This window comes from Erythrobacter aurantius (assembly GCF_023823125.1).
Taxonomy (GTDB): domain Bacteria; phylum Pseudomonadota; class Alphaproteobacteria; order Sphingomonadales; family Sphingomonadaceae; genus Erythrobacter; species Erythrobacter aurantius.
On sequence record NZ_CP090949.1, the window covers coordinates 1916571 to 1938435 of the forward strand.

At 62.4% G+C, this 21865-nt stretch carries 19 protein-coding genes and 1 tRNA gene; 16 read left to right on the forward strand and 4 right to left on the reverse strand.

The annotated features are described in order from the left end of the window. Positions 1-12 precede the first annotated feature (12 nt). The 5 genes from L1K66_RS09135 to L1K66_RS09155 all read left to right on the forward strand — a co-directional run bounded on the left by L1K66_RS09135 (position 13) and on the right by L1K66_RS09155 (position 5522). The gene (locus tag L1K66_RS09135) at positions 13-222 is read left to right on the forward strand and encodes a hypothetical protein (RefSeq protein WP_252257591.1); all 210 of its coding nucleotides are present in this window, start codon (positions 13-15) and stop codon (positions 220-222) included. Further along, on the forward strand, positions 219-2093 hold the full coding sequence (locus tag L1K66_RS09140) for a hypothetical protein (RefSeq protein ID WP_252257592.1): 1875 nt from the start codon (positions 219-221) through the stop codon (positions 2091-2093). Before L1K66_RS09135 ends, L1K66_RS09140 begins: the two co-directional genes overlap by 4 nt. A gap of 6 nt (positions 2094-2099) precedes the next feature. Continuing rightward, positions 2100-2987 carry a tyrosine recombinase gene (locus L1K66_RS09145; protein WP_256471447.1) on the forward strand — a complete coding sequence of 296 codons (888 nt, stop codon included), beginning with the start codon at positions 2100-2102 and terminating at the stop codon, positions 2985-2987. 9 nt (positions 2988-2996) lie between these two features. Then, on the forward strand, positions 2997-3941 hold the full coding sequence (locus tag L1K66_RS09150) for an acetyl-CoA carboxylase carboxyltransferase subunit alpha (RefSeq protein WP_252257593.1): 945 nt from the start codon (positions 2997-2999) through the stop codon (positions 3939-3941). Between the two features lie 111 nt (positions 3942-4052). Further along, positions 4053-5522 (forward strand): M48 family metalloprotease, encoded by a 1470-nt coding sequence (locus tag L1K66_RS09155; RefSeq protein ID WP_252257594.1) that lies wholly within the window; start codon positions 4053-4055, stop codon positions 5520-5522. Between the two features lie 88 nt (positions 5523-5610). On the opposite strand, the gene L1K66_RS09160 is transcribed toward L1K66_RS09155, so the two are convergent. Together L1K66_RS09160 and L1K66_RS09165 are read right to left on the reverse strand one after the other, a co-directional pair. After that, on the reverse strand, positions 5611-5781 hold the full coding sequence (locus tag L1K66_RS09160) for a Flp family type IVb pilin (protein ID WP_084155636.1): 171 nt from the start codon (positions 5779-5781) through the stop codon (positions 5611-5613). 114 nt (positions 5782-5895) lie between these two features. Beyond that, a complete protein-coding gene (locus L1K66_RS09165) occupies positions 5896-6087 on the reverse strand; it encodes a Flp family type IVb pilin (protein WP_034953757.1) in 192 nt (63 codons plus the stop codon). Positions 6088-6163: 76 nt separating this feature from the next. Here L1K66_RS09165 and L1K66_RS09170 point away from each other — a divergent pair, with 76 nt between their 5' ends. After that, the gene (locus L1K66_RS09170) at positions 6164-6595 is read left to right on the forward strand and encodes a (deoxy)nucleoside triphosphate pyrophosphohydrolase (protein WP_252257595.1); all 432 of its coding nucleotides are present in this window, start codon (positions 6164-6166) and stop codon (positions 6593-6595) included. A 51-nt stretch (positions 6596-6646) separates the two neighbouring features. Further along, positions 6647-6723: transfer RNA gene (locus tag L1K66_RS09175), tRNA-Arg, on the forward strand. 69 nt (positions 6724-6792) lie between these two features. On the opposite strand, the gene L1K66_RS09180 is transcribed toward L1K66_RS09175, so the two are convergent. Beyond that, positions 6793-7203 carry a metallopeptidase family protein gene (locus tag L1K66_RS09180; RefSeq protein WP_252257596.1) on the reverse strand — a complete coding sequence of 137 codons (411 nt, stop codon included), beginning with the start codon at positions 7201-7203 and terminating at the stop codon, positions 6793-6795. Positions 7204-7400: 197 nt separating this feature from the next. On the opposite strand from L1K66_RS09180, the gene folE reads away from it, so the two are divergent. Beyond that, positions 7401-8021, forward strand: coding sequence for a GTP cyclohydrolase I FolE (gene folE, locus L1K66_RS09185; RefSeq protein ID WP_407931938.1), 621 nt, complete (start codon positions 7401-7403; stop codon positions 8019-8021). 245 nt (positions 8022-8266) lie between these two features. Here folE and L1K66_RS09190 read toward each other — a convergent pair whose 3' ends face one another. After that, positions 8267-8746: a peroxiredoxin gene (locus L1K66_RS09190; RefSeq protein ID WP_034953759.1), complete on the reverse strand. Its 480-nt coding sequence runs from the start codon at positions 8744-8746 to the stop codon at positions 8267-8269. A 154-nt stretch (positions 8747-8900) separates the two neighbouring features. Here L1K66_RS09190 and ahcY point away from each other — a divergent pair, with 154 nt between their 5' ends. From ahcY to trxA, 8 genes are all read left to right on the forward strand, one after another. Beyond that, on the forward strand, positions 8901-10319 hold the full coding sequence (gene ahcY / locus L1K66_RS09195) for an adenosylhomocysteinase (protein WP_252257597.1): 1419 nt from the start codon (positions 8901-8903) through the stop codon (positions 10317-10319). Positions 10320-10429: 110 nt separating this feature from the next. Then, a complete protein-coding gene (locus L1K66_RS09200) occupies positions 10430-12775 on the forward strand; it encodes a PAS domain-containing sensor histidine kinase (RefSeq protein WP_252257598.1) in 2346 nt (781 codons plus the stop codon). A gap of 8 nt (positions 12776-12783) precedes the next feature. Further along, positions 12784-13227 (forward strand): tRNA (adenosine(37)-N6)-threonylcarbamoyltransferase complex ATPase subunit type 1 TsaE, encoded by a 444-nt coding sequence (tsaE, locus tag L1K66_RS09205; RefSeq protein ID WP_252260475.1) that lies wholly within the window; start codon positions 12784-12786, stop codon positions 13225-13227. Next, entirely contained in the window at positions 13224-14213 is a 990-nt protein-coding gene (locus L1K66_RS09210) for an aminoglycoside phosphotransferase family protein (protein WP_252257599.1), read from the forward strand. Before tsaE ends, L1K66_RS09210 begins: the two co-directional genes overlap by 4 nt. After that, the gene (locus tag L1K66_RS09215) at positions 14210-14926 is read left to right on the forward strand and encodes a nucleotidyltransferase family protein (protein ID WP_252257600.1); all 717 of its coding nucleotides are present in this window, start codon (positions 14210-14212) and stop codon (positions 14924-14926) included. The genes L1K66_RS09210 and L1K66_RS09215 overlap by 4 nt, the downstream gene beginning before the upstream one ends. Next, complete coding sequence (gene addB / locus L1K66_RS09220; protein ID WP_252257601.1) at positions 14919-17948, forward strand: double-strand break repair protein AddB; 3030 nt, start codon at positions 14919-14921, stop codon at positions 17946-17948. Before L1K66_RS09215 ends, addB begins: the two co-directional genes overlap by 8 nt. Further along, the gene (addA, locus tag L1K66_RS09225; protein ID WP_252257602.1) at positions 17945-21487 is read left to right on the forward strand and encodes a double-strand break repair helicase AddA; all 3543 of its coding nucleotides are present in this window, start codon (positions 17945-17947) and stop codon (positions 21485-21487) included. The genes addB and addA overlap by 4 nt, the downstream gene beginning before the upstream one ends. 50 nt (positions 21488-21537) lie before the next feature. Continuing rightward, the gene (trxA, locus tag L1K66_RS09230; RefSeq protein ID WP_034953771.1) at positions 21538-21858 is read left to right on the forward strand and encodes a thioredoxin; all 321 of its coding nucleotides are present in this window, start codon (positions 21538-21540) and stop codon (positions 21856-21858) included. The last annotated feature ends 7 nt before the right edge of the window (positions 21859-21865 follow it).

Consider the following 21865-nt stretch of genomic DNA (forward strand, 5'->3'; position numbering starts at 1 on the left):
AGCGCGCGCAATATGTCTGACAATCCGGGCGCGACCCATGCACAACCGAAAAATCCTTCCGGTTCTCCGATCAAGCGCGGCAGTCCGCCGCGCCGGTGGCCGCTGTATCTTGGTCTGGTGGTGATCGCGGTGCTGATTGTTGCCTATATCGACGGTGGGCAGGAGCCGATCCGCCCGATCATCGAACCGGTCGCCATGCCGACATCGGAAGGTGCGCAATGATGCGGCGCGAGGGTCTTGTCGCGGGAGTGGCCGCGATTGCACTGGGCGGCGCGTTGGCAGCAGGGCTTTCGACTGGCCTGGCGAGCGCGCAGCAGGCGCCTGAATCCCTCTTGCCGCCCGGTTTTGACGATCCGGCCCCCACGCCGACCCCGGCTCCACGGCCGACCGCGGCTCCAACCCCGGTGCCTGCCGCGCCGGGTGCGGTGCCGACCGGCCCCTTGCCGCCTCCCGTTCCCGGTACTCCTGCAGATCTGCCCGCTGCCCCGCAATTGTCCGAGGAGGAATTGTCGCGCCTGCCCTCGCTTGAGGAACTGGAGGAACTGTCCACCGATCAGCTTGACGATCTGCTCGGGCTCAAACCGAAATTCGACATCCCGCCTGCAGCGCGCCGCTCCATGGCGCGTGTTGGGCTGATCAGCACCGATGAAGGCGGTTTGCCGTCGCAGGCGCTGGCCCGCCAACCGGCCAAGCTGGTGCGAGCCATCCTGAAGGGGACAAAGGGCCCGCTGGTATCGCGCTGGGGCCACATCATGATGCGGCGCGCTCTGGCGAGCCGTCTGGCAGCGCCACGCGGAATGAACCCGGCAGAATTCGTCGCATTGCGCGCGCAAGTGCTCAATTCCATGGGTGAATTCGCTGTCGCGCGCGGTCTGGTGCAGGATGTAGATGCCGGCAATTGGAGCCCGGCGATGACGACGGAGGCGTTGAAAGCCTATATCGCGACGTCCGATATCGTCGGCGCTTGCCCGGCTGTGCGATTGCAGGGTTCGGCGCGTGAGGATGCACAGTGGGACATGCTCCAGGCAATCTGCAACGCCTATGCCGGTGAAGGGGCGCTCGCCGCATCGCAGCTCAACGCCGCGCAGAACCGCGAGATCGCACCAGAGATTGACCTGCTTTTGGCACAACGCTTTGCCGGAGCGGCCGGTCGGGGCCGGGGCGGAACCACTGTAAGCTGGGACGGGGTTGAGGAATTGACCCCTTGGCGGTTCGCGCTTGCCAATGCGCTGGGCGAGGAAATCCCGGCGGGACTGATCGAAGATGCGATCGCGGGGCCGCGCGCCGACTATTACGCAATGGCAGGCGCAACCGCGCCGATGCTGCCGCTGGACGTGCGTGCCGGGTATGCGGAGCTCGCGGCGAGCCGGGGTATCCTTTCGGCATCGGCCATGGTCGATCTCTACAGCCAGATTTACGCCGAACCCACGATTGGCGGGGAATTCTCCGACCGCGCAGCGCGGCTGCGCGAAGCCTATCTGGGCGTCGAGCCGGATAGCCGTATCACCGCCATGCGCGGCCTGTGGGGTGAAGGGACCATCGGATTTTCTGGGCAGATCCTGACGGCCTTTGCCGCTGCTCGTATTCCCCCTGCCGCCGATCAGGCCGATGATGCAGGAGAACTGATCGCGTCGATGCTTACCGCTGGCTTGGACAAGGATGCGGCGGCATGGGCCGGAACGGTCGAAGCGGGATCGCTCGGCTGGGCCTTGATCGCGCTCGCCGATCCTGATGCGGGCCGGGTTGAGGACGATGCGCTCAACGCCTTCGTCGCGTCCGACGATAGCGAGGAAGAACGCAAGTCCGCTTTTCTCGTGGCCGCTCTGGCGGGGCTGGGCCGCTTGCCGGTGAATGCGGCGGACGGTTATGGCGTTGACCTTTCGCGTCAGACCCGCTGGACCCGGATCATCGATCGCGCGGCGGAAGTGGAAAACCCGGTGATGGTCGCGCTGCTGGCAGGACTGGGGATGCAGGGGCAAAGCTGGTCGCAGATGACCCCGCTGCATCTCTATTACCTCACCTCCAGCCTGCGCCGTGTCGGGATGGAAGCCGAAGCCCGGATGATCGCTGCCGAAGCGGTCGCGCGCGGCTGATTTCCGGTGTCGGCGGCGACACAGGCTTTCCTTGAAATGCTCGCCGCAGAGCGCGGCGCTGCGGCAAACACTCTGGCAGCATACCGGCGCGATCTTGATGGCGCGGAGGAGGCGCTGGGCGATCTGGCGCAGGCGAGCCGCGCGGCGGTGGCCAAACTGGCGGGGCAATGGGCCGATCTCGCCCCCTCCACGATCGCGCGAAAGAGCTCCGCCTTGCGGCAGTTCTTCGGCTTCGCCGTGGACGAAGGCTGGCGCGAGGATGACCCTTCGGGCGCGCTCCCCAATCCGCGCAATCGCAGGCCCCTGCCAAAGGTGTTGTCGCATGAAGCGGTAGAAACCCTGCTCGAACGCGCGGAGCTTGAGGCGGGCAGCGGCAATCCCGCAGCGTTGCGGCAATTGGCCCTGATCGAAATGCTGTACGGTTCGGGCTTGCGGGCGACCGAACTGGTCAGCCTGCCGCTATCCGCCGTGCCGCGCGATGCGCCGCTGATCACGGTGACGGGCAAGGGCGGGCAGGCGCGCATGGTGCCTGTCAGCGAAAGGGCGCGGCTGGCGCTGTCCGAATGGATCAAGGTGCGGCCCACGACACCGCCTTCGCGGTTCCTGTTTCCTTCGCGCGGGGGCAAGCATCTGACGCGGGTGCGGCTGTTCCAGTTGCTAAAGGATCTGGCGGTGCGCGCCGGGCTCGATCCGGAGGGGATCAGCCCGCATGTGCTCAGGCATGCCTTTGCCACCCACCTGCTGGAAGGCGGGGCGGATCTGCGGGTGCTGCAAACGCTGCTGGGCCATGCCGACATATCCACCACGCAGATTTACACCCATGTTGATGCGGCGCGGCTGGTCGAACTTGTAAATTCCCGCCATCCTCTTGCCGCGCGGCGCAGTTGCGACTAGCGACGAGGCATGATTTCATACCTCGAATTCGAGAAGCCCGTCGCCAATCTGGAAGAGCGCATTGCGGAATTGCGCGGCCTCGATGGCAATGGCGATGTCGACGTGAAAGCCGAGATCGAGCGGCTGGAAGCGAAAAGCGCCGAATTGCTGGCCAGCACCTATGCCTCGCTTACGCCGTGGCAGAAGACTCAGGTTGCCCGCCATCCGCAGCGCCCGCACTTCCGTGACTATGTCGCGCATGCCTTCATCGATTTCATGCCCTTGGGCGGGGATCGCTATTACGGCGACGATCAGGCGATCATGGGCGGCTTTGCCCGGCTGAACGGCCGCCGGGTAATGCTGATCGGCCACGAAAAGGGGAACGACACCCAGAGCCGGATCAAGCACAATTTCGGCATGGGCAAACCCGAAGGGTATCGCAAGGCGATCCGCCTGATGGAAATGGCGGGACGGTTCGGCCTGCCGGTCGTGACTTTGGTGGACACTTCAGGCGCGTTTCCGGGGATCGAAGCGGAAGAGCGCGGCCAGGCCGAAGCGATTGCCCGGTCTACCGAGGCGTGTCTCGCACTGCCGGTGCCGATGGTTTCGGTGATCGTCGGCGAAGGCGGATCGGGCGGGGCAGTCGCGCTGGCCAGTGCCGAACGCGTGCTGATGTTCGAACACGCGGTCTATTCGGTCATTTCGCCCGAAGGCTGTGCCTCGATTCTGTGGCGCACCGCCGAAAAGGCGGCTGATGCGGCGCAGGCGATGAAGATCACCGCGCAGCATCTCAAGCGACTGGGTGTGATTGACCGAATCGTGAAAGAACCCGTCGGCGGCGCCCAGCGCAATCCGGCCGAGGCTGCGGCCAATCTGGGGCAGGCGATCAACGAAGAGCTTGATGCGCTGGACAAACTCGACAGCCAGAGCTTGATGCGGATGCGCGAGGAACGGTTCCTGCAACTGGGCGGATAGAGACAGGCGGGCTTGCCCTGCCACGTAATTTCCCGATAGTTAAACCATGCGCCGGGGTGGGTAAGTCGCGGTCATCATGCGACGCCCCGATGCGGGAGAGACGCGATGGGGATGACTGCACGCAAATTCTGGATTGCCGGGGCCGCGCCGCTGGCATTGGCGCTGAGCGGGTGCATGGGTGGCGGGGAAATCCCTTCGGCATCAACACCGATCACCAATTCCGAAGCGCAACAGGGCGCGCAATATCACCCGCAATTGCTGGCACAGTTCGGCGGCGCGATGGGCGGCTCGCAGGCGCAATATGTCGAGCAGGTGGGCAAGAATATCGCGGTGCAATCGGACCTCGGCAATGCGCGCGAAAGCTTTACCGTCAGCCTGCTCAATTCCCCGGTGAACAACGCTTTCGCGGTGCCGGGCGGCTATATCTACACCACGCGCCAGCTGGTCACTCTGATGAACAACGAGGCGGAGCTGGCAGGGGTGCTGGGCCACGAAGTCGGCCACGTCGCCGCACGCCATTCGCAGCGCCGCCAGCAGACCGCGCAACGCAATTCGATCCTCGGCGTTCTGGGCGCAATCGGCAGCTCCTTGCTGCTGGGCGACAGCAGCCTTGGCAGCACATTGTCGCGTGGGTTTCTACAGGGTTCGCAGCTGCTTACGCTCAGCTTCTCGCGCTCTCAGGAACTTGAGGCGGATGATCTGGGTATCCAGTATCTGACCCGTGCGGGCTACGATCCGCGCGCCATGTCGACCGTGCTGGCCAGCCTTGCAGCGCAGAATAGTCTCGACGCGCAATTGCAGGGCCGCAATGCAAGCGTGCCCGAATGGGCTTCGACTCACCCCGATCCCGCGAGCCGAGTGCAGCGCGCGTTCTCGGCATCGCAGGGGTTGCCGGGCAGTGTGACCAATCGTGACACATTCCTGACCCGGATCGACGGGCTGCTGTATGGCGATGATCCCGAACAGGGCGTGATCGAAGGCAGCCGTTTCATCCATCCCGTCCTGCGGCTCAGCTTCACCGCGCCGCAGGGGTTCTACATGGTCAATTCGACCACCGCCGTCAGCATCAACGGGCAGGGCGGGCAGGCGCAATTGTCGCTCGCGCCCTATAATGGCGATCTCGACAGCTATGTGCGCCAGCAATTCCGTGCGCTGGGCGGGCAGAACAACAATCTCGCCCCGCAAACACTGGAGCGAACCACGGTCAACGGCTTGCGCGCAGCCTATGGGCAGGCGCGGGTCAACAACGGCAACAGCCAGGTTGATGTGACGATCTACGCCTATGAATTTTCGAATGACCGCGCCTATCACTTCGCCGCGATCACGCCCGCCGGGCGCAGCAACACCTTTGCGCCGATGTTCCAGTCGATGCGGCGAATCACGCAGGCCGAGGCAGGGCAGGTGATTCCGCGCCGGCTTCAGGTCGTAACGGTGCAGCGGGGCGATACCATTGCCAGCCTCGCACGGCGCATGGCCTATGATCGCGGGCAGGTAGAACGGTTCCGGGTGCTTAACGGGCTGGGTGCCAACGATTCGTTGGTGGCGGGTCAGAAGGTCAAGCTGGTGGTGCGCGGTCGCTAGGCGGATCACCTGCGCCGGGCACAAAAGAAAAGCGGCGGGGAAAACCCCGCCGCTTCCTTGAAACGTTTAACTCGTTTCGAACGGGCGATTAGCCTTCGTTCTGCATCGAGGTGTTCACTTCCGAGAAGGTGTCCGACAGGGTGTTGCCCAGCGAACCCATGGCAGTGATTGCAGCGACGGCGATCAGAGCAGCGATCAGGCCGTATTCGATGGCGGTTGCGCCCTGCTCGTCACGAACGAGGTTCTTGAAAAAGGTCATTGTAAGTCTCCTGGTTTCAGTCTTCGGTACCCGTGCCCGTCCAAAAATTCCGAACAGACATACGTGGGATTAATGAGCAGCAGTTGAGAAAGTCCTAACTTGGAACCTTTCCAATCAGTTATTGCCGTTCATGGCATCCACGGATTGCGTCTCGACCGTGCTCCATGTTTCGATGGTCGCCGTGGCTACGCCTTGGAGAGCACCGATCATCGCGATCACGATCAGACTAACGATCAGTCCGTATTCAACAGCGGTGGCGCCAGAATTGTCGTTCCCAATGTGCTTGAGGAATGTCGTCAATTTCATGATGTCACCCGTGGCTACGTCCCTGATGAGACCGGTAATCGGCTCAAGGCGTTAAGAAATGGTTGAAGGAAGCCCGATGGTTGGAAAAATTTCCGACAATGCCGATGCGCCGATCTGGGTCGTGGCGGGTGCGCTGCAGGGCAGGGACGGGCGATGGCTGATGCATCGCAGACCGTTTGACAAGCACCACGGCGGGCTTTGGGAATTCCCCGGCGGCAAGGTCGAAGGTGCTGAAAAACCAATAGAAGCACTGGTGCGGGAACTGGAGGAGGAACTCGCGATCAATGTCATGCCGGACGCTTGTCGGCCGGTTGCCTTTGCCGAAGACCGATCTGCGGCGGCTTCCCCGGCGATTTTAATTCTCCTTTACAAGATCACGGATTGGGCCGGTGAACCGCGTGCGGTCGAAGGTGAGGAAATCCGATGGTTCGACGCAGCGGGCGTGATGGCGCTTGAAAAGCCGCCGCTTGATCGGGAACTGGCGCATAATCTGTTCGAAAAAGCGTGAAACAGGGATTGCAATGCCGCGCACACCCCCTTATGTGCCGCCCCTCAGCGCGCACCCGTAGCTCAGCTGGATAGAGCACCAGACTACGAATCTGGGGGTCAGAGGTTCGAATCCTTTCGGGTGCGCCAACAAAACAGCCGGTCCCAGCGGGGCCGGCTTTTTTGTTTGTGGATCAGGGAAGGGGCGCCGTGGATGCGTCAGTCTTCGACCATGGCTTCGAGCGCGTGCATGTCCTCGTCGGAGAAACCGAAGTGATGGCCTGCCTCGTGGATCACGACGTGACGCACCAGTTCCTCGAACCCGACGCCGGTCTCGTCCATCTCCCGCAGCAGCGGTTGCCGGAACAGTGTGATCACTGGCGGCAGGGAGGGTTCATCCCACAGCGATCGCTCCGGCAGGGGCGTGCCTTCGTACAGACCGGTGAGTTCCCAGCGATCCTCGATCTCGACCGATTCGAGCTGTTCTGCCGTCGCGAACTCCTCGATTCGCACCGTCACCTCCGCCAATTCCTCACGCAGACGCGCCGGGATGCGCGCCATCACCGCTTGCGCGGCAATTTCGAAATCGGCGCGAGTCGGCTGGGCGAGGGGTGAATTGCTCTCAGTCATGCCTATATCACCCATACGCAGCGGCAAAACGCTGCCGCAAATGTCCGCTTCGGCTTCAGTTGCAAATTTCGCATGGAACTCCCTGAAGTCTCGTGGCTTTTAATCCCAGGGATCACAATGAGGAAGTAAGGGACCGTGGACCGGGTCCAATTGCTTGCCACGAATAGGCCGGAAAACGGCTACAGAGAGATAACGCCATGAACTATATGTCCCATGACCATGATGATTTTGACCCGGATAATCCCTTGAACAAGCCAGACGTACCCGAAGACGTGCAGGAAGCCGTCCGCACCCTGATCCGCTGGGCGGGCGATGATCCGACCCGCGAAGGACTGATTGATACGCCCAAGCGCGTGGGCCGCGCGTGGCTGGAATACTGCCGTGGCAATCAGGAAGACCCAGCGATCCACCTGTCGCGCATCTTCGAGGAAGTCGGCGGCTACGACGAAATCGTGCTGTTGAAAGACATTCCGTTCCAGTCGCACTGCGAACATCACATGGCACCGATCACGGGCAAGGCGCACATCGCCTATCTGCCTGACAAGAAGGTCGTCGGCATTTCGAAGCTGGCCCGCGTGCTGCACGGGTTTGCCAATCGCCTGCAGGTGCAGGAGCGGCTGACCGCAGAGGTCGCACAGTGCATCTGGGACAATCTTGAACCGCGCGGCGTCGCCGTGGTGATCAGCGCCGAACATGGCTGCATGACGGGCCGCGGGGTGAAGGTGCACGAGGTGGAGATGCTGACCAGCCGCATGCTCGGCTGCTTCCTCGACGATCACCGCAGCCGCCAGGAAGTCATGAGCCTGATGGGGTATTGAGGCGGTAACGCCTGCCCGATTTTCCGCGCCGCTTTCCTACAGGCCCGTCGCCGTGCGAGGGCTTGCATCAATGGTGATGCGGCGGGAAAATTTTCTAAATTTGGATAAGTGTCAATTTCGCCTTTTGGGGCGATTTTGACGTGAATTCAGAAACTTGCCGGGAGAAAACCCGGCTGACACCGTGTCGGCTTTGTCAACTTCGTTCGCAGGTGCAGCATTGCGCTGCTGCACCTGCCACGAAGGTCTTACAACTGATCGAGCATGAACTCGGCGCTCGACACCTTGAAATCGCCGGGTGCTTCGACATTGAGCTGTTCGACGACGCCGTCGTTGACCACCATCGAGAAACGCTGACCGCGCTTGCCCATGCCGAAACCGGCGGCATCCATGGTGAGGCCGATCGCTTCGACGAATTCGGCATTGCCGTCAGCCAGCATGGTGATCTCGTCCGATCCGGCGGCCTTGTTCCATGCGCCCATGACGAACGCATCGTTGACGGCGGTGCCGACGATTTCATCGACGCCCTTGGCCTTCAGGTCGGCGGCCTTCTCGACAAAGCCGGGCAGGTGGCGGGCCGAACAGGTCGGGGTGAAGGCTCCGGGAACGGAAAACAGCGCGACTTTCTTGCCCGCGAAATATTCCGACGACTTCACCTGCTGCGGCCCTTCGGCGGTGGCTTTGACGAGGGTTACTTCGGGGAGTTTGTCGCCAACGGAAATAGTCATCGAGAAATATCCTTTCGTGTGAGGGAAGCTTGCCGGAACGATATAGACCCGGATCGCCGTGCGGCAACAATTACAGATATAAAGATAAGTTTATATTTGCGAAGAACGCAGCCCGCAGCTAGGGCGCAGGGCAAGAAAATATCAGGAGACAGTCATGGCTACGCTCGCGCCCGCTCAGGAACACATCATCAAGGACATTTCGCTCGCCCAATATGGCCGCGACGAAATTTCCATCGCCGAAACCGAAATGCCCGGCCTGATGGCACTGCGCGAGGAATATGGCGCGGCCCAGCCGTTGAAGGGTGCGCGCATCACCGGCTCGCTGCACATGACGATCCAGACTGCGGTGCTGATCGAAACGCTGGTGTCGCTGGGTGCCGAAGTCCGCTGGGCGACCTGCAACATCTTTTCGACCCAGGATCACGCCGCTGCCGCAATCGCCGCACAAGGCATTCCGGTGTTCGCGGTGAAGGGTGAAACGCTGGCGGATTACTGGGACTATGTTGGCCGCATCTTCGACTGGTCGAGCGAGGCCGATCCCGATCTCACCGCCAACATGATCCTCGACGATGGCGGCGATGCCACCATGTTCGCGCTGTGGGGCGCGCGGATCGAAGCGGGCGAGGAAATGCCGGCCCCTGCCAATGCCGAGGAAATCGAATTCCAGCGCGCGCTGAAGGCTTTTGTGAAGGCAAAGCCGGGCTACCTCACCCGTTCGGTGAAAGCGATCAAGGGCGTGTCGGAAGAGACGACCACGGGCGTGATGCGGCTTTACCAGATCGCCAAGGCGGGCAAGCTGCCGTTCCCCGCGATCAACGTGAACGACAGCGTGACCAAGTCGAAGTTCGACAACCTTTATGGCTGCAAGGAATCGCTGGTTGACGCGATCCGCCGCGCAACTGACGTGATGCTGGCGGGCAAGGTCGCCTGCGTCGCCGGTTATGGCGATGTGGGCAAGGGCTCTGCCGCGTCGCTGCGTGACGGCGGCGCCCGCGTGATGGTCACCGAAATCGATCCGATCTGCGCCCTGCAGGCGGCCATGGACGGTTATGAAGTCGTCTCGATGGAAGAGGCGTGCAAGCGTGCCGACATCTTCGTGACCGCGACCGGCAATGAAGACGTGATCACCGGCGAACACATGAAGGCGATGAAGAACATGGCCATCGTGTGCAACATCGGCCACTTCGACAGCGAGATCCAGATTTCCGCGCTCAACAATTACGAGTGGAAGGAAATCAAGGAAGGCACCGACATGGTGACGCTGCCTGATGGCAAGAAGCTGCTGATCCTCGCCAAGGGCCGCCTTGTGAATCTGGGTTGCGCCACCGGCCACCCCAGCTTCGTGATGAGCGCGAGCTTCACCAACCAGACGCTGGCTCAGATCGAGCTTTTCACCAAGTCGGACGAATATGAAAACGACGTCTACGTCCTGCCCAAGCACCTCGATGAAAAGGTCGCCGCACTGCACCTGGAGAAGCTCGGCGTGCAATTGACCAAGCTCAGCCAGAAGCAGGCGGACTATATCGGCGTGCCGCAGGAAGGCCCGTTCAAGCCGGATCACTACCGCTACTAGGATCGATCCGGTCAACTTGTTCAGACAGCCCCTGCAATCCGACCAGATTGCGGGGGCTTTCCGTCTCTGTAACGGTTGCAAGGAAGAAAGGTCCGGCATAGCTGGACAGGATGGAAATCACGCCCACAGCCTTGATTGTAATCGGACTGCTTCTGGCGCTCTGGACGATCGCGGCTGCGGTGGTCATCCTGCGAGCATCGGCCAAGGCGAGGCGGGCCAAGGCCTTGCAGACCTCGCTCAAGCGGATGCAGCGGATGCTGGATGTCGCGCCTGCGATACCGATGCTGGTACGGGTTGACGGCAGGATCGAAGCGCCTGAGCGGCTCGCACGATGGCTGGGGCTGCAATCGGTCCCCAAGTATCTGAGCGAGCTTGAAGGAACCGATGGCGAAGGCCTGTCAAAGGATCAGGTCGAGACGCTCAATGCAAAGGTCAGGCTGACGCAGAAAAGCGCGACACCGTTCCAGATTGTGATCACTCCTCCGGGTTCGCGCCGCAGCCTTGCGATGCAGGGCGCGCTGGCTGACCCGCAAGTCTCACCCGCTGGCGCGGCGATTGTCTGGGTCTTCGACTTCACGAGCAGCGAAGAGGAACTGGTCCGCCTGCGGGAGGTCGCGGAACGATCCCAAGCCGATTTCACCGCCTTGATCGGCCTGATCGAAGCGGCGCCGGTGCCGATGTGGTTCCGCGATCCCGATATGCGCCTGCGCCTCGTCAATCAGGCCTATGTTGAAGCTGTGGGGGCTGAAAGCCTTCAGGCTGTGATCGACGGTCAAATCGAGTTGCTCGAACCCGAAGGCGGGCGTACTCCCGCGCAGATTGCGCGCGAATGCCTTGAGCGGCAGGCCGAATTGCAGCGCGATGATGCGGTGACGATTGACGGGGAGCGTCGCAGCGTAAGGGTGACCGAGCTGCCGCTGGGGCACGACGGCGTCGCAGGATACGCCATCGATATCGAGGAACAGCAGCAGGTCACTCGCGAATTCCGGGCGTTCAAGGATGCCCAGCGCGCCATGCTCGATCAGCTCTCTGTTGGCGTTGCGCAGTTCAATGCGAAGGAGCAGCTGACCTTTGCCAACCGGCCATTCCGTCGCCAGTTCGGCCTGTCGCAGGGCGTGGTGGAAGCGCGCATTCCGTTCGAGCGGCTTCTGTCGGACGCGCGCGATTTCGGCCGCACGCCTGAAGTCCGCGACTTTCCCGAATGGCGCCGCGAACGTTCGGCATGGTTCGACGCGGCAGACACGCAGGAAGAAAACTGGCCTCTGCCCGGCGGCACTCACTTGCGGGTGGTCGCGCAACCGATGCCCGATGGCGGTCTGGTGATGATTGCCGAGGACAGGACCGAGCAACTGGCGCTTTCCGCCACCCGTGACACGCTCTTGCGGACGCGGACGGCGACGCTCGACAGCCTGTTCGAGGCTCTGGCCATTTTCGCGCCTGACGGATCGGTGCAGCTATGGAACCGCACTTTTGCAGGGACCTGGGGTCTGCCGAGCGAATTTCTCGATACCCATCCCAGCGCGGAAGGGCTGCTTGAGGCAATCGGGCAGAACCTTGCCAATCCACAAGAGGCGGAACTGATCGGCAGCGTCGTGCGCGCAGCCACGCTGGATCGGCGTGAGAAGAACGGTCAGGTGACTCTCACCGATGGCCGGACACTCAGGTTCGCGGGCGTTCCGCTGCCGGACGGCAACGGCCTGCTGACCGTGCTCGATATCACCGACTCACAGAAGGCGGAAAAGGCGCTGCGCGAACGGGCAATCGCGCTCGAGGAAGCCGACGCGGTGAAGGCCCGCTTCCTTGCCAACATGTCCTATGAATTCCGCACGCCGCTGACCACGATTGGCGGCTATGCCGAACTGCTCAAGAGCGGAGCGGCTGGCGATCTGGGCGAGCAGGCGGGCGAATATGTCGATGCGATCCTGACTTCGACCGCACGACTGACCGAGCAGGTCGAAAACGTCCTCGACCTGTCGCAAAGCGAGGCCGGGTTGCTGCCTATCGACAAGCAGGAGATCGATCTTCTGGCGTTCCTAACGGGTCTGGTGCGCGAAAGGGAACAGGCGATCATCGGCGCAAGGCTTGGGCTAGATCTCAAAGGACGGCGCGGGCGCGTCGTCGATGCCGATCCGCGCCAGCTGGGTCGGGCGGTCGGCAATTTGCTCGACAACGCGATCGAACACACGCCGGAGGGCGGCAAGATCGTGATCGAGATACCGAAGCCTTCGGAGAACGACGAATGGCGAGGGATGATCGTGGTCAGCGACAATGGCGAAGGCATGACGCCTGACGAACTCGCCCGTGCCGAGGGGTCCTTGCGGGGCGGCGATGAAGCGGGCGAGGGCACCGGGCTGGGCATCCGTCTGGCGCGCCAACTGGTCGAAGCGCACGGCGGCACTCTGGAAATGGCGAGCGAGAAAGGCCGCGGGACAGTCGCCGCGATCACCCTTCCGTGAGCGAACACGTGCGACATCAACTGCCCGATCTTGCCGCAATGGACGCATTCGGAGGCCGCATTGCGGAGCGCTTGGAGCCGGGCGATGTCGTCGCTCTCGAAGGCGGTCTGGGGGCGGGGAAGACAACCCTGTCACGCGCTATCCTTGCAGCCCTGGGGCATGAAGGCGAGGTCCCTTCGCCTACCTTCACCATCATCGAAACCTATGACGCGCCGCCATTGCGGCTGCCCGTGTTGCATGCCGATTTCTATCGGCTCGACGATCCGGCGGAGGTCGAGGAACTCGGCCTTGATGATTATCGCGACGGTGCCGCCTTGCTGGCGGAATGGCCCGATCATGCGGGCGGATTTGACCATGAACCCGCCTGCCTCACGATTGCGCTCGAAGTTGCGGAACAGGGGCGGATTGCAATTGTGAAACCGGGGCGAGATTGGCTAGGGCGGTTGCCATGATCGAAATCCCTGCGGGTCTTACCGAATTCGTTGCGCAGGCAGGCTGGGGCGATGCGGATATCGATCCGATCCCCGGTGATGCCTCGTTCCGTCGCTACTTTCGCCTGCGCCGTGCTTCGGATGAGACGGCGATGCTGATGCATGCGCCGCCGCCGCACGAAGACCCGGAGCCCTTCCTAAAGGTCGCCGCGTGGCTGAATGATTGCGGAATGCGCGCGCCGGAGATTCTCGCCGCCGATCCTGCTTTGGGCTGGGTGCTGACCGAGGATTTCGGCAATGACCGGATGCGTGACTGGCTGGACGTGAACCCGGCACAGGAAGAAACAGCCTATACTGCGGCAATCGATGCCCTTGTCGAATTGCATCGGCAGCCACCGGGGCCGTTCGCGCCTTACGACATGGAGACTTACCTGCGCGAGGCACGGCTGTTCATAGAATGGTACACTCCGGCGGTGGGCCTTACCGTGGATGAGGCCGGTTTCGAGGCCGCATGGCGCGAAGTGCTGGCCCCGCTTGAGGCGCGGCAATCGCCGGGAGTGACGGTGCTGCGCGATTATCACGCCGAAAACATCATGCTGCTGGGCGGCGTGGCGACCGCGCCGCAGGGGCTGATCGATTTTCAGGACGCGCTGGTCGGCCATCCGGCCTATGATCTGGTGTCGCTGTTGCAGGACGCACGCCGCGACGTCGATCCCGGTTTTGCCGAGCTGATGCTGGAGCATTATCGCGAACAGGCGGGGCAGTTCGACGAACATTTCATCGGCGATTACGCCACGCTGGGTGCTCAGCGGAACGCCAAGATTGTCGGTATTTTTACCCGGCTCCACAAACGCGACGGCAAGCCGAAGTATCTGACGATGATCCCGCGCGTGTGGCGCTTGCTCGAAGATGATCTGGCCTATCCCGCACTGGCTCCTGTGGCGGCGTGGTTTGACGCGAATATCCCGGCGGAACTGCGCCGGACTGGCGGAGGAACAATCGCATGAGCACGCTTGCCAGCGATACCGCGATGGTGATGGCCGCGGGGATGGGCAAACGGATGCGACCGCTCACGGCCAGTCAGCCCAAGCCGATGGTGCGCGTCGCGGGCAAGCCGCTGATCGATCATGCGCTTGATCGGCTTGCTGATGCGGGCGTCACGCGGGCTGTCGTCAATGTCCATTACCTTGCCGACTCGCTTGAAGCGCATCTGATGGCCCGCGCCGCGCCCAAGGTGATCATCTCCGACGAACGCGCGGAACTGCTGGAAACGGGCGGCGGCCTGATCAAGGCGCGAGAGCACCTTCCCGAAACATTCTTTTGCCTGAATGCCGACAACATCTGGCTGGACGGCCCCCGCAACGCCTTCAGCGATCTGTCGCGGCGCTGGGACCCCGAACGGATGGATGCGCTTCTGCTGTTAGTCAGCCATGCGCGTGCCGCCAATTTCAACGGGCCGGGCGATTTCTACATGGACCCGCATGGCAAGCTTTCGCGCAGGATGCCGGGCAGGATAGCGCCATTCATCTTCACCGGGATCCAGCTGATTTCCCAGCGGCTTCTGCGCGACGCGCCAGAGGGCAGGTTTTCTACCAACATCCTGTGGGATCGCGCCATCGAGGAGGGACGGCTTTTTGGGGTTTCCTTTACCGGTCAGTGGTTCGAAGTCGGAACCCCGCAGGCAATCGGCCCGACCGAGGATGCGCTGAAGCGTGGGTGAAGGGCAGAAACCCAAAGTCTATTCCATCGCCGCCCACCGCGGCTTTGCCGATGCGCTGGTGGCCGGGATCGTGCCGCGCTACTCGCAACCTGATGTAGGGCTGGCCCGGCTAACATTGCTGGTCCCCAGCAGCCGCGCCGCGCGGACCATTTCCGAAGCATTTGTGCGGCACAGTGGCGAAACCGGTCGCGACGGGATGCTGATGCCGCGCATGGTCACGGTGGGCGATCTCGATCTGGACGAAGCGCTCGGCGTGCTGCTCGATCCCTTGGGTGCGGATGACATCCCGCCCGCGGTTGATCCGACACAGCGTTGGTTCGAACTGGAACGGCTGATCGCGCAGGAGCAAGCGGAACAAAAGGAGCGCCCCTTGCCGGGGGCGGCGCGACTGCGGCTGGCGCGGGATCTCGCTCGGACGATGGACCGGTTGCTGGTCGAGGGAAAGGAGCCTGAGGATCTCCTCAAGCCCGGCGTGCTAGACATGTTGGGCGACCTTTCACAGCACTGGATCGACTCGCTGAGGCTGTTCGCGCGGGTGCAGGAGCGTTGGCGCGCCCGTCTGGACGAACTGGGCGCTGTCGATGCCGCCACCAGGCGCAACATGCTGTTTGACCTGGCGGCACGCAGATGGCGTGAAAACCCGCCTTCAACCCCGATTGTCGCAGCCGGTGTGACAAGCGCATCCCCGGCGCTTGCCCGGATGCTGCGCTCGGTTGCCTATCTGCCGGATAGCGCGGTGATTCTGCCCGACCTCGATCTTTCTCTCAGCGATGAGGCATGGGCCGAACTTGGGCGCGCGGGCGCTACTCCCGAGCCGGGCGGGGAGGTGTTTGGCCGGAACGACGCGCTGACCCACCCGCAATACCACCTCAAGCTGCTGCTGGAGCGCATGGGTGTCGCCTGCGGCGAGGTGATGCCCTGGCATCGCAAGGGCATGACCGCGTCCGAACCGGCGCGCAGCAGAGCCATCAGCTCGCTGTTCCTGCCGCCACAAGCCAGCCGGACGTGGATCGATCTGGATGCCAAGGATCGCCGCCTTAACGGCGTCCGCCTGATGACGAGCGCGACAGCGGAAGAAGAGGCGCAAGCCATCGCGCTGCTGGTGCGCGAGGCACTGGAAGAGCCGGAAAAGCGGATCGCGGTGGTGACTGCGGACAGATCGCTTGCCCGGCGGGTGACGCAGCATCTGGCGCGTTGGAACATCGTTGCCGATGATTCCGCAGGACGCGCGCTTTCGGTAACACCGGCAGGGCGGTTGCTCGGCCTGCTGGCGGAGCTTGCTTCCCATGGGCCGAAACCGGCGGAATTGATCGCGGCTCTTGCGCATCCCCTGGTGCGATCACCTGATCCCGATTTGCGCCGCGGCTGGCTTTCCGGCCTGCGCCGTTTTGACCGCGAATTGCGCGGTCCCAGCCCCGCATACGGGCTCGGTCCCCTGCGTGATATCGCGCGCCTAGCCGGGGTTGCGGAGTGGTGGGAAGAGGTCGAGGCAATCGTTGCTCCCTTGCTGCCGGGCGAAGCGGATATCCGATTGGCCGAGGCCCTCGATCGCCTTGTCGAAGCTTCCGAGCAACTGGCGGGCGATGCGATCTGGTCGCGGGAGGATGGACGTGCGCTTGCCGCGATGGTCGAAGATCTGCGGCTGAATGCGCGGCTGCTCGAAACCGCGATTGCGCCGAAGGATCTGGCTCCGGTGCTGCACGATGCGATGGAGGAAATCGCGGTGCGGCCACCCTATGGCGGGCATCCTCGCGTCGCGATTTATGGTCTGCTGGAATCACGCATGGCCCGCGCTGATCTGGTGATCTGCGGTGCGTTGAACGAAGGAAGTTGGCCGCAAACACCCGGCGGCGATGCTTTGCTTGCTCCCGGAGTGTTGCGGGCGATGGGCGTTCCGGCCTCCGAGTTCAGAATTGGTCTGGCCGCGCACGATCTCGCCGGGGCACTGGGCGCTCCCCAGGTCGTGCTTAGCCGCGCCTTGCGCGATGCCGACGGGCCGACGCTGCCGTCGCGGTTCCTGTTGCGGGTCGAGGCCCTGCTGGGCGAGCTAGAGGACGATCACCGCGAAAAGCGCATGCCCGGTCTGATGGCGGCGCTTGATCGCGAAGCGGAGCGGGCGGAAGATTATCCCCGCCCGATGCCAAGCCCGACTGCGGATCAGCGCAAGGTCAGTATCAGCGCCACCGCGCTCGATCGGTTGCTGGGCGATCCCTACCAGTTCTACGCCCAGCAAATCCTTGGCTTGAGCAAGCTTGAACCGCTTGCCGCCGATCCCTTTGCCGATCCCGCACTGCGCGGAACTCTCGTGCATGGCATTCTGGAGCAATGGCACAAGCGACGTATGACCGAGCCCGATCTCGCGATTGGTCCCTTCGCCGCCGGGAAATTCGCCGAAAGCCAGGTCCACCCGCTGTTCAAGGGGCTGTGGCAACCGAGGCTGATCGCCGCGCTCGAACATTTTGCCGAGATGATCGAAAGGAAAGCCGCCGAAGAAGGCCGCGTGGTGATTGCGGCAGAGACCAAGGGGGAGATGTCTGTTCGCGGCATCAAGGTGCACGGACGGGCCGACCGGATTGACCGCTTGGCAGACGGGACTCTGGCGATTGTCGACTACAAGACAGGCACCGTGCGCAGCGGCAAACAGGTCGAGAAAGGGTTCGCGCTGCAAATGGGCGTACTTGGCCTGATCGCGCGCGACGGCGAATTCACCTTCGATAATCGGCCCATTTCCGGCGAACCGGTGGAGTTCGAATATTGGACTTTCGCACGCAAGGACGGCCGGTTCGGCAAGGTGGTTGATCCGATCAAGAGGACGAATAGGCAGAGCGGACTTCCCCCGGAGGATTTCCTGCCCAAGCATGAGGAGTTCCTCGCGCGTGCGATTGACCGGTATCTGCTCGGCAGCGCGCCCTTCATGGCGAAGGAGAACCCCGATTACCCTGGCTATTCGGATTACGACCAGTTGATGCGGCTTAAGGAATGGATCGTCCGTATGACAGGCGGCGCTGAGGGCCAGTCATGAGCGCCAAGGTCTTCCCGCTAAAGGACAAGCAGCTGGCCGCCGCCAATCCGGAAGATAACGTCTGGCTTTCCGCCTCGGCCGGCACAGGCAAGACTCAGGTTCTTTCGGCGCGGGTGTTGCGCCTGTTGCTGACCCCCGGTGTCGATCCGTCGCAAATCCTGTGCCTTACCTTTACCAAGGCCGGGGCTGCGGAAATGGCCACAAGGATCAACGAGGTGCTGGCGCGCTGGGTCCGGCTGGAAGAGACCGCGTTGTTCAAGGATCTCGGCAACCTTGGCGCCGATCAATCCGCAGCGACCATGGCGCATGCACGTACGCTGTTCGCCAGCGTTATCGATTGTCCCGGCGGGGGCCTTCGGATCGATACAATTCACGCCTTCTCGCAATGGCTGCTTTCGCGCTTTCCTGAGGAAGCGGGCCTGCTGCCCGGCGCAAGACCAATGGAAGATCGCGACCGGGAAATGCTGGCGCGCGATGTTCTCGCCGAAATGCTGGACAAGGCCGAGGCTGACGGTGACGAAGCCCTGCTTGGCGCGGTTCGCATGTATTCGCTTGAGAAAGGTCCGAACGCGCTGCTGGGCTGGCTAATGCGGTGTGCGGGTGCTGCCGACTTGTGGGAAGGGCTCGACGCTTGGCAGCCTCCGATGCAAGCGAGGGTAAACCGCCTGATCAGCATCCCCTCCGACGCGGATGAGCGTTGGGCCGAGGAATTGCTTCATCCCGACAATTTCCCTGACGGGCATCTGCGTTCAATGTTGCCCCTCATGCAGGCATGGAATGCAAAGGCTGGGCGTGAGGCTTCGGATTTCATTGCGCATTGGCTGGTCGCCGACGTTTCGCAAAGGGCCGAAATAGTCAGTTCGATCTATGACAGCATCCTCAAGAAAGACGGCGAGCCGCGTGTCATGGCCAAGCCGACCAAGGCGGAGCCGCGATTGCCGGATTGGCAACAGGCGGTGGCTGAAGCGATGGCAGATTACGAGGCACGCAGGAGGCTGCTCGCTCTTAGTGATTTTCTCACCCCGGCGCTTGAACTGGGGCGGGCATTCTTCCTGCGTTGGGAGGAAGCCAAGGCTCGCGAAGGATTGCTCGATTTCGACGACCTGATCCGCAAGGCGGGTACGGTGCTGAAGAACAGCACTGCCGCCGACTGGATCCGTTACAAGCTGGATCGCAGTTTCGATCACGTCCTGATCGACGAGGCACAGGACACCAACCGCGCACAATGGGATATCGTTCACGCGGTGATAGACGACTATTTCAGCGGCGAAGGCGCGCGAGGTGACAAGATCCGCACGATCTTCACCGTTGGCGACTACAAACAGGCGATCTTCGGGTTTCACGGTACCAGCCCGGACAATTTCGAGCGCGCCAAGCAGAAAGTGCATGCGCGGATCGAGGCGGCAAAGGCAAACGCCGCGGCGATCCGTTCGAACCGTCGCATGCCAACGTGGGAAGACCTGGAACTGGGCCTGTCATACCGGACATCGCCGGTTGTCCTCGATTTCGTCAATCGCGTGATCGAGATGCTCGGCTTTCCCGCTTTCGGTCTCAAGAAGGCGCCCGAACCTCATGAATCCTCGACACCGGAACTCGGCGGACTCGTTACGCTGTGGGACCCGGTGACTGTGGCTGACAATGAGGAAGAGGATGACGAAGGACGCGGTCCAGACGCCGGCGAGAATTCCGATTATCAGCAGGGAGAGGAGCGCGGCTGGCTTCCTAAGCATGACACGGTCCTGGCCGAGAAGATCGCAGATCAGGTCCACCAATGGATTTATGGACCAGAGCCTTTCGTGCTGGAAAAAGGCAAACGCCGCTATGCGCAGGCGGGCGATGTCATGGTGCTCGTTCGCAGACGTGCGGAGCTTGCGCGCGAAATCGTCGCCAAGCTTTATGCCAGGGGCGTGCCTGTCGCAGGGGTGGACCGGTTGCGGCTGGGTGATCCGTTGGCGGTGAAGGACCTGATGGCTGCCTTGCGCTTTGCCGCGCAGCCTCTGGACGATCTCAGCCTTGCCAATCTGCTTTCATCACCCTTGATCGGCTGGTCTCAGGACGACCTTCTGCAATTCCTTCCCCGGAAGCCCAAGTCGCGTTTGTGGGAGCATCTGCGCGATCATTCCGATGCCAAGGTCATCGAAACGGTCGACAAGCTGCGCGAACTTCTGGCGCGGGCCGATTTCGAGACGCCTCAGGCATTGCTCGCATGGTTGCTGACGGGGCCATGGAAGGGGCGCAGGCGGCTGGTCGAGCGGTTGGGGCGCGAGGCCAACGATCCGATCGACGAACTGGTCAACACGGCTTTCGCCTATCAAAGCGGCCACATTCCCAGCCTAGCCGGCTTTATTGCATGGTTCGACGCTTGCGATGGCGAACTCAAGCGGGACTCCGACGAGGCAACTGGGCAAGTGCGGGTCATGACGGCCCATGGTTCCAAGGGCTTACAGGCGCCAATTGTCATTCTGGCCGATGCGACCGGCAAGCCGGGCGAGAGTGCTGATCTTGAACTGGTGGATGATCCATTGGGAACCCTTGGCGAAGAAGCGCGCAAGGTGCCTGTGCCCCCGGTTTCCAAGGATGCGCGCGCCGGGCGGCTGGCCGAAGCCCATGAAGCGGCCCTTGCGGCAAATCTGCAAGAGCATTGGCGATTGCTCTATGTTGCCATGACCCGCGCAGAGGAAGCGCTGTTCATCGGCGGCGCGCTGACGGCCAAACAGGCGAAGAGCGGTGTCCCGGAGGACAGCTGGTACGCGCATCTTGAAGCCGCTTTTGACCGGGAACGGATTGACGACCCGATCTGGCTCGGCCGACGCCAGATTGGCGAATTCCCCCGGTCTGGGGAAATGGAAGACAAACCAGATCGGCAGGAAACGGCCGATCTGCCGCCGTGGCTGACGCAGCCGATTGGGCCGGAACCTCGCCCGCCACGCCCGCTTGCGCCCAGCAGTGCAGGTGAGGTGCAGGGCAGTGATCCCCCGCTTCCCGCCGAAGCCGCAGCCCTTGCTGCGCGGCGCGGGACATTGATCCACCGCATGCTGGAACGCCTGCCCGAAATCGCACCTGCGCTGCGGATGGAGAAGGCGACAGCATGGCTGGAACGGCAGGCTGGCGACCTTGACGAAGCGGTGCGCGCCGAAATGCTCGAAAGCGCGATTGCGGTTGTCGAACAGCCTGAATTTGCCGAGATATTCTCACCGTCCGCGCTGGCAGAGGTGCCGCTCGCTGCCACTGTCGGCGGAGTCGTGATCGCAGGGACGGCTGACAGGCTACTGGTTACGGAAACCCAAGTCACCGTGGTCGATTTCAAGACGACCCGGCGCCCGCCTGGGCGGATCGAGGATATCCCGGTTTCAACCCTGCGCCAGATGTCAGCCTATGCCGCGGCCTTGGCGAAGATATATCCCGGTCGCACAATTCGCGCGGCAATCCTTTACACCCATGCGCCAAGCCTGTTCGAAATCCCGGCGGTTACACTTGACCTGCACAAGGATCGTTTGGGAGAGGCGCAGGAAAGCTATGCCCCCGCAGCTATTGAGTGAAACGCGAACCCGCCTAAGTTGGGCGTAAGCAAACTTCAGGAGACGCCGATATGGCAACCGTCAATGTAACCGATGACAGCTTCAAGACCGATGTTCTGGACAGCGACACGCCTGTGCTGGTCGATTTCTGGGCCGATTGGTGCGGCCCGTGCAAGATGATCGCTCCCGCGCTTGAGGAGATCAGCGAGGAACTGGCAGGTCAGGTGAAGATCGCCAAGATGGACATCATGGAAAACACCGGCATTCCCGCCGAAATGGGCGTGCAGTCGATCCCGCTGATGGTGCTGTTCAAGAATGGTCAGCCGGTGGCGCGCAAGGTTGGCGCAGCACCTAAGAGCCAACTCAAGGGCTGGCTCGAAGGCGAACTTTGATCGCCGC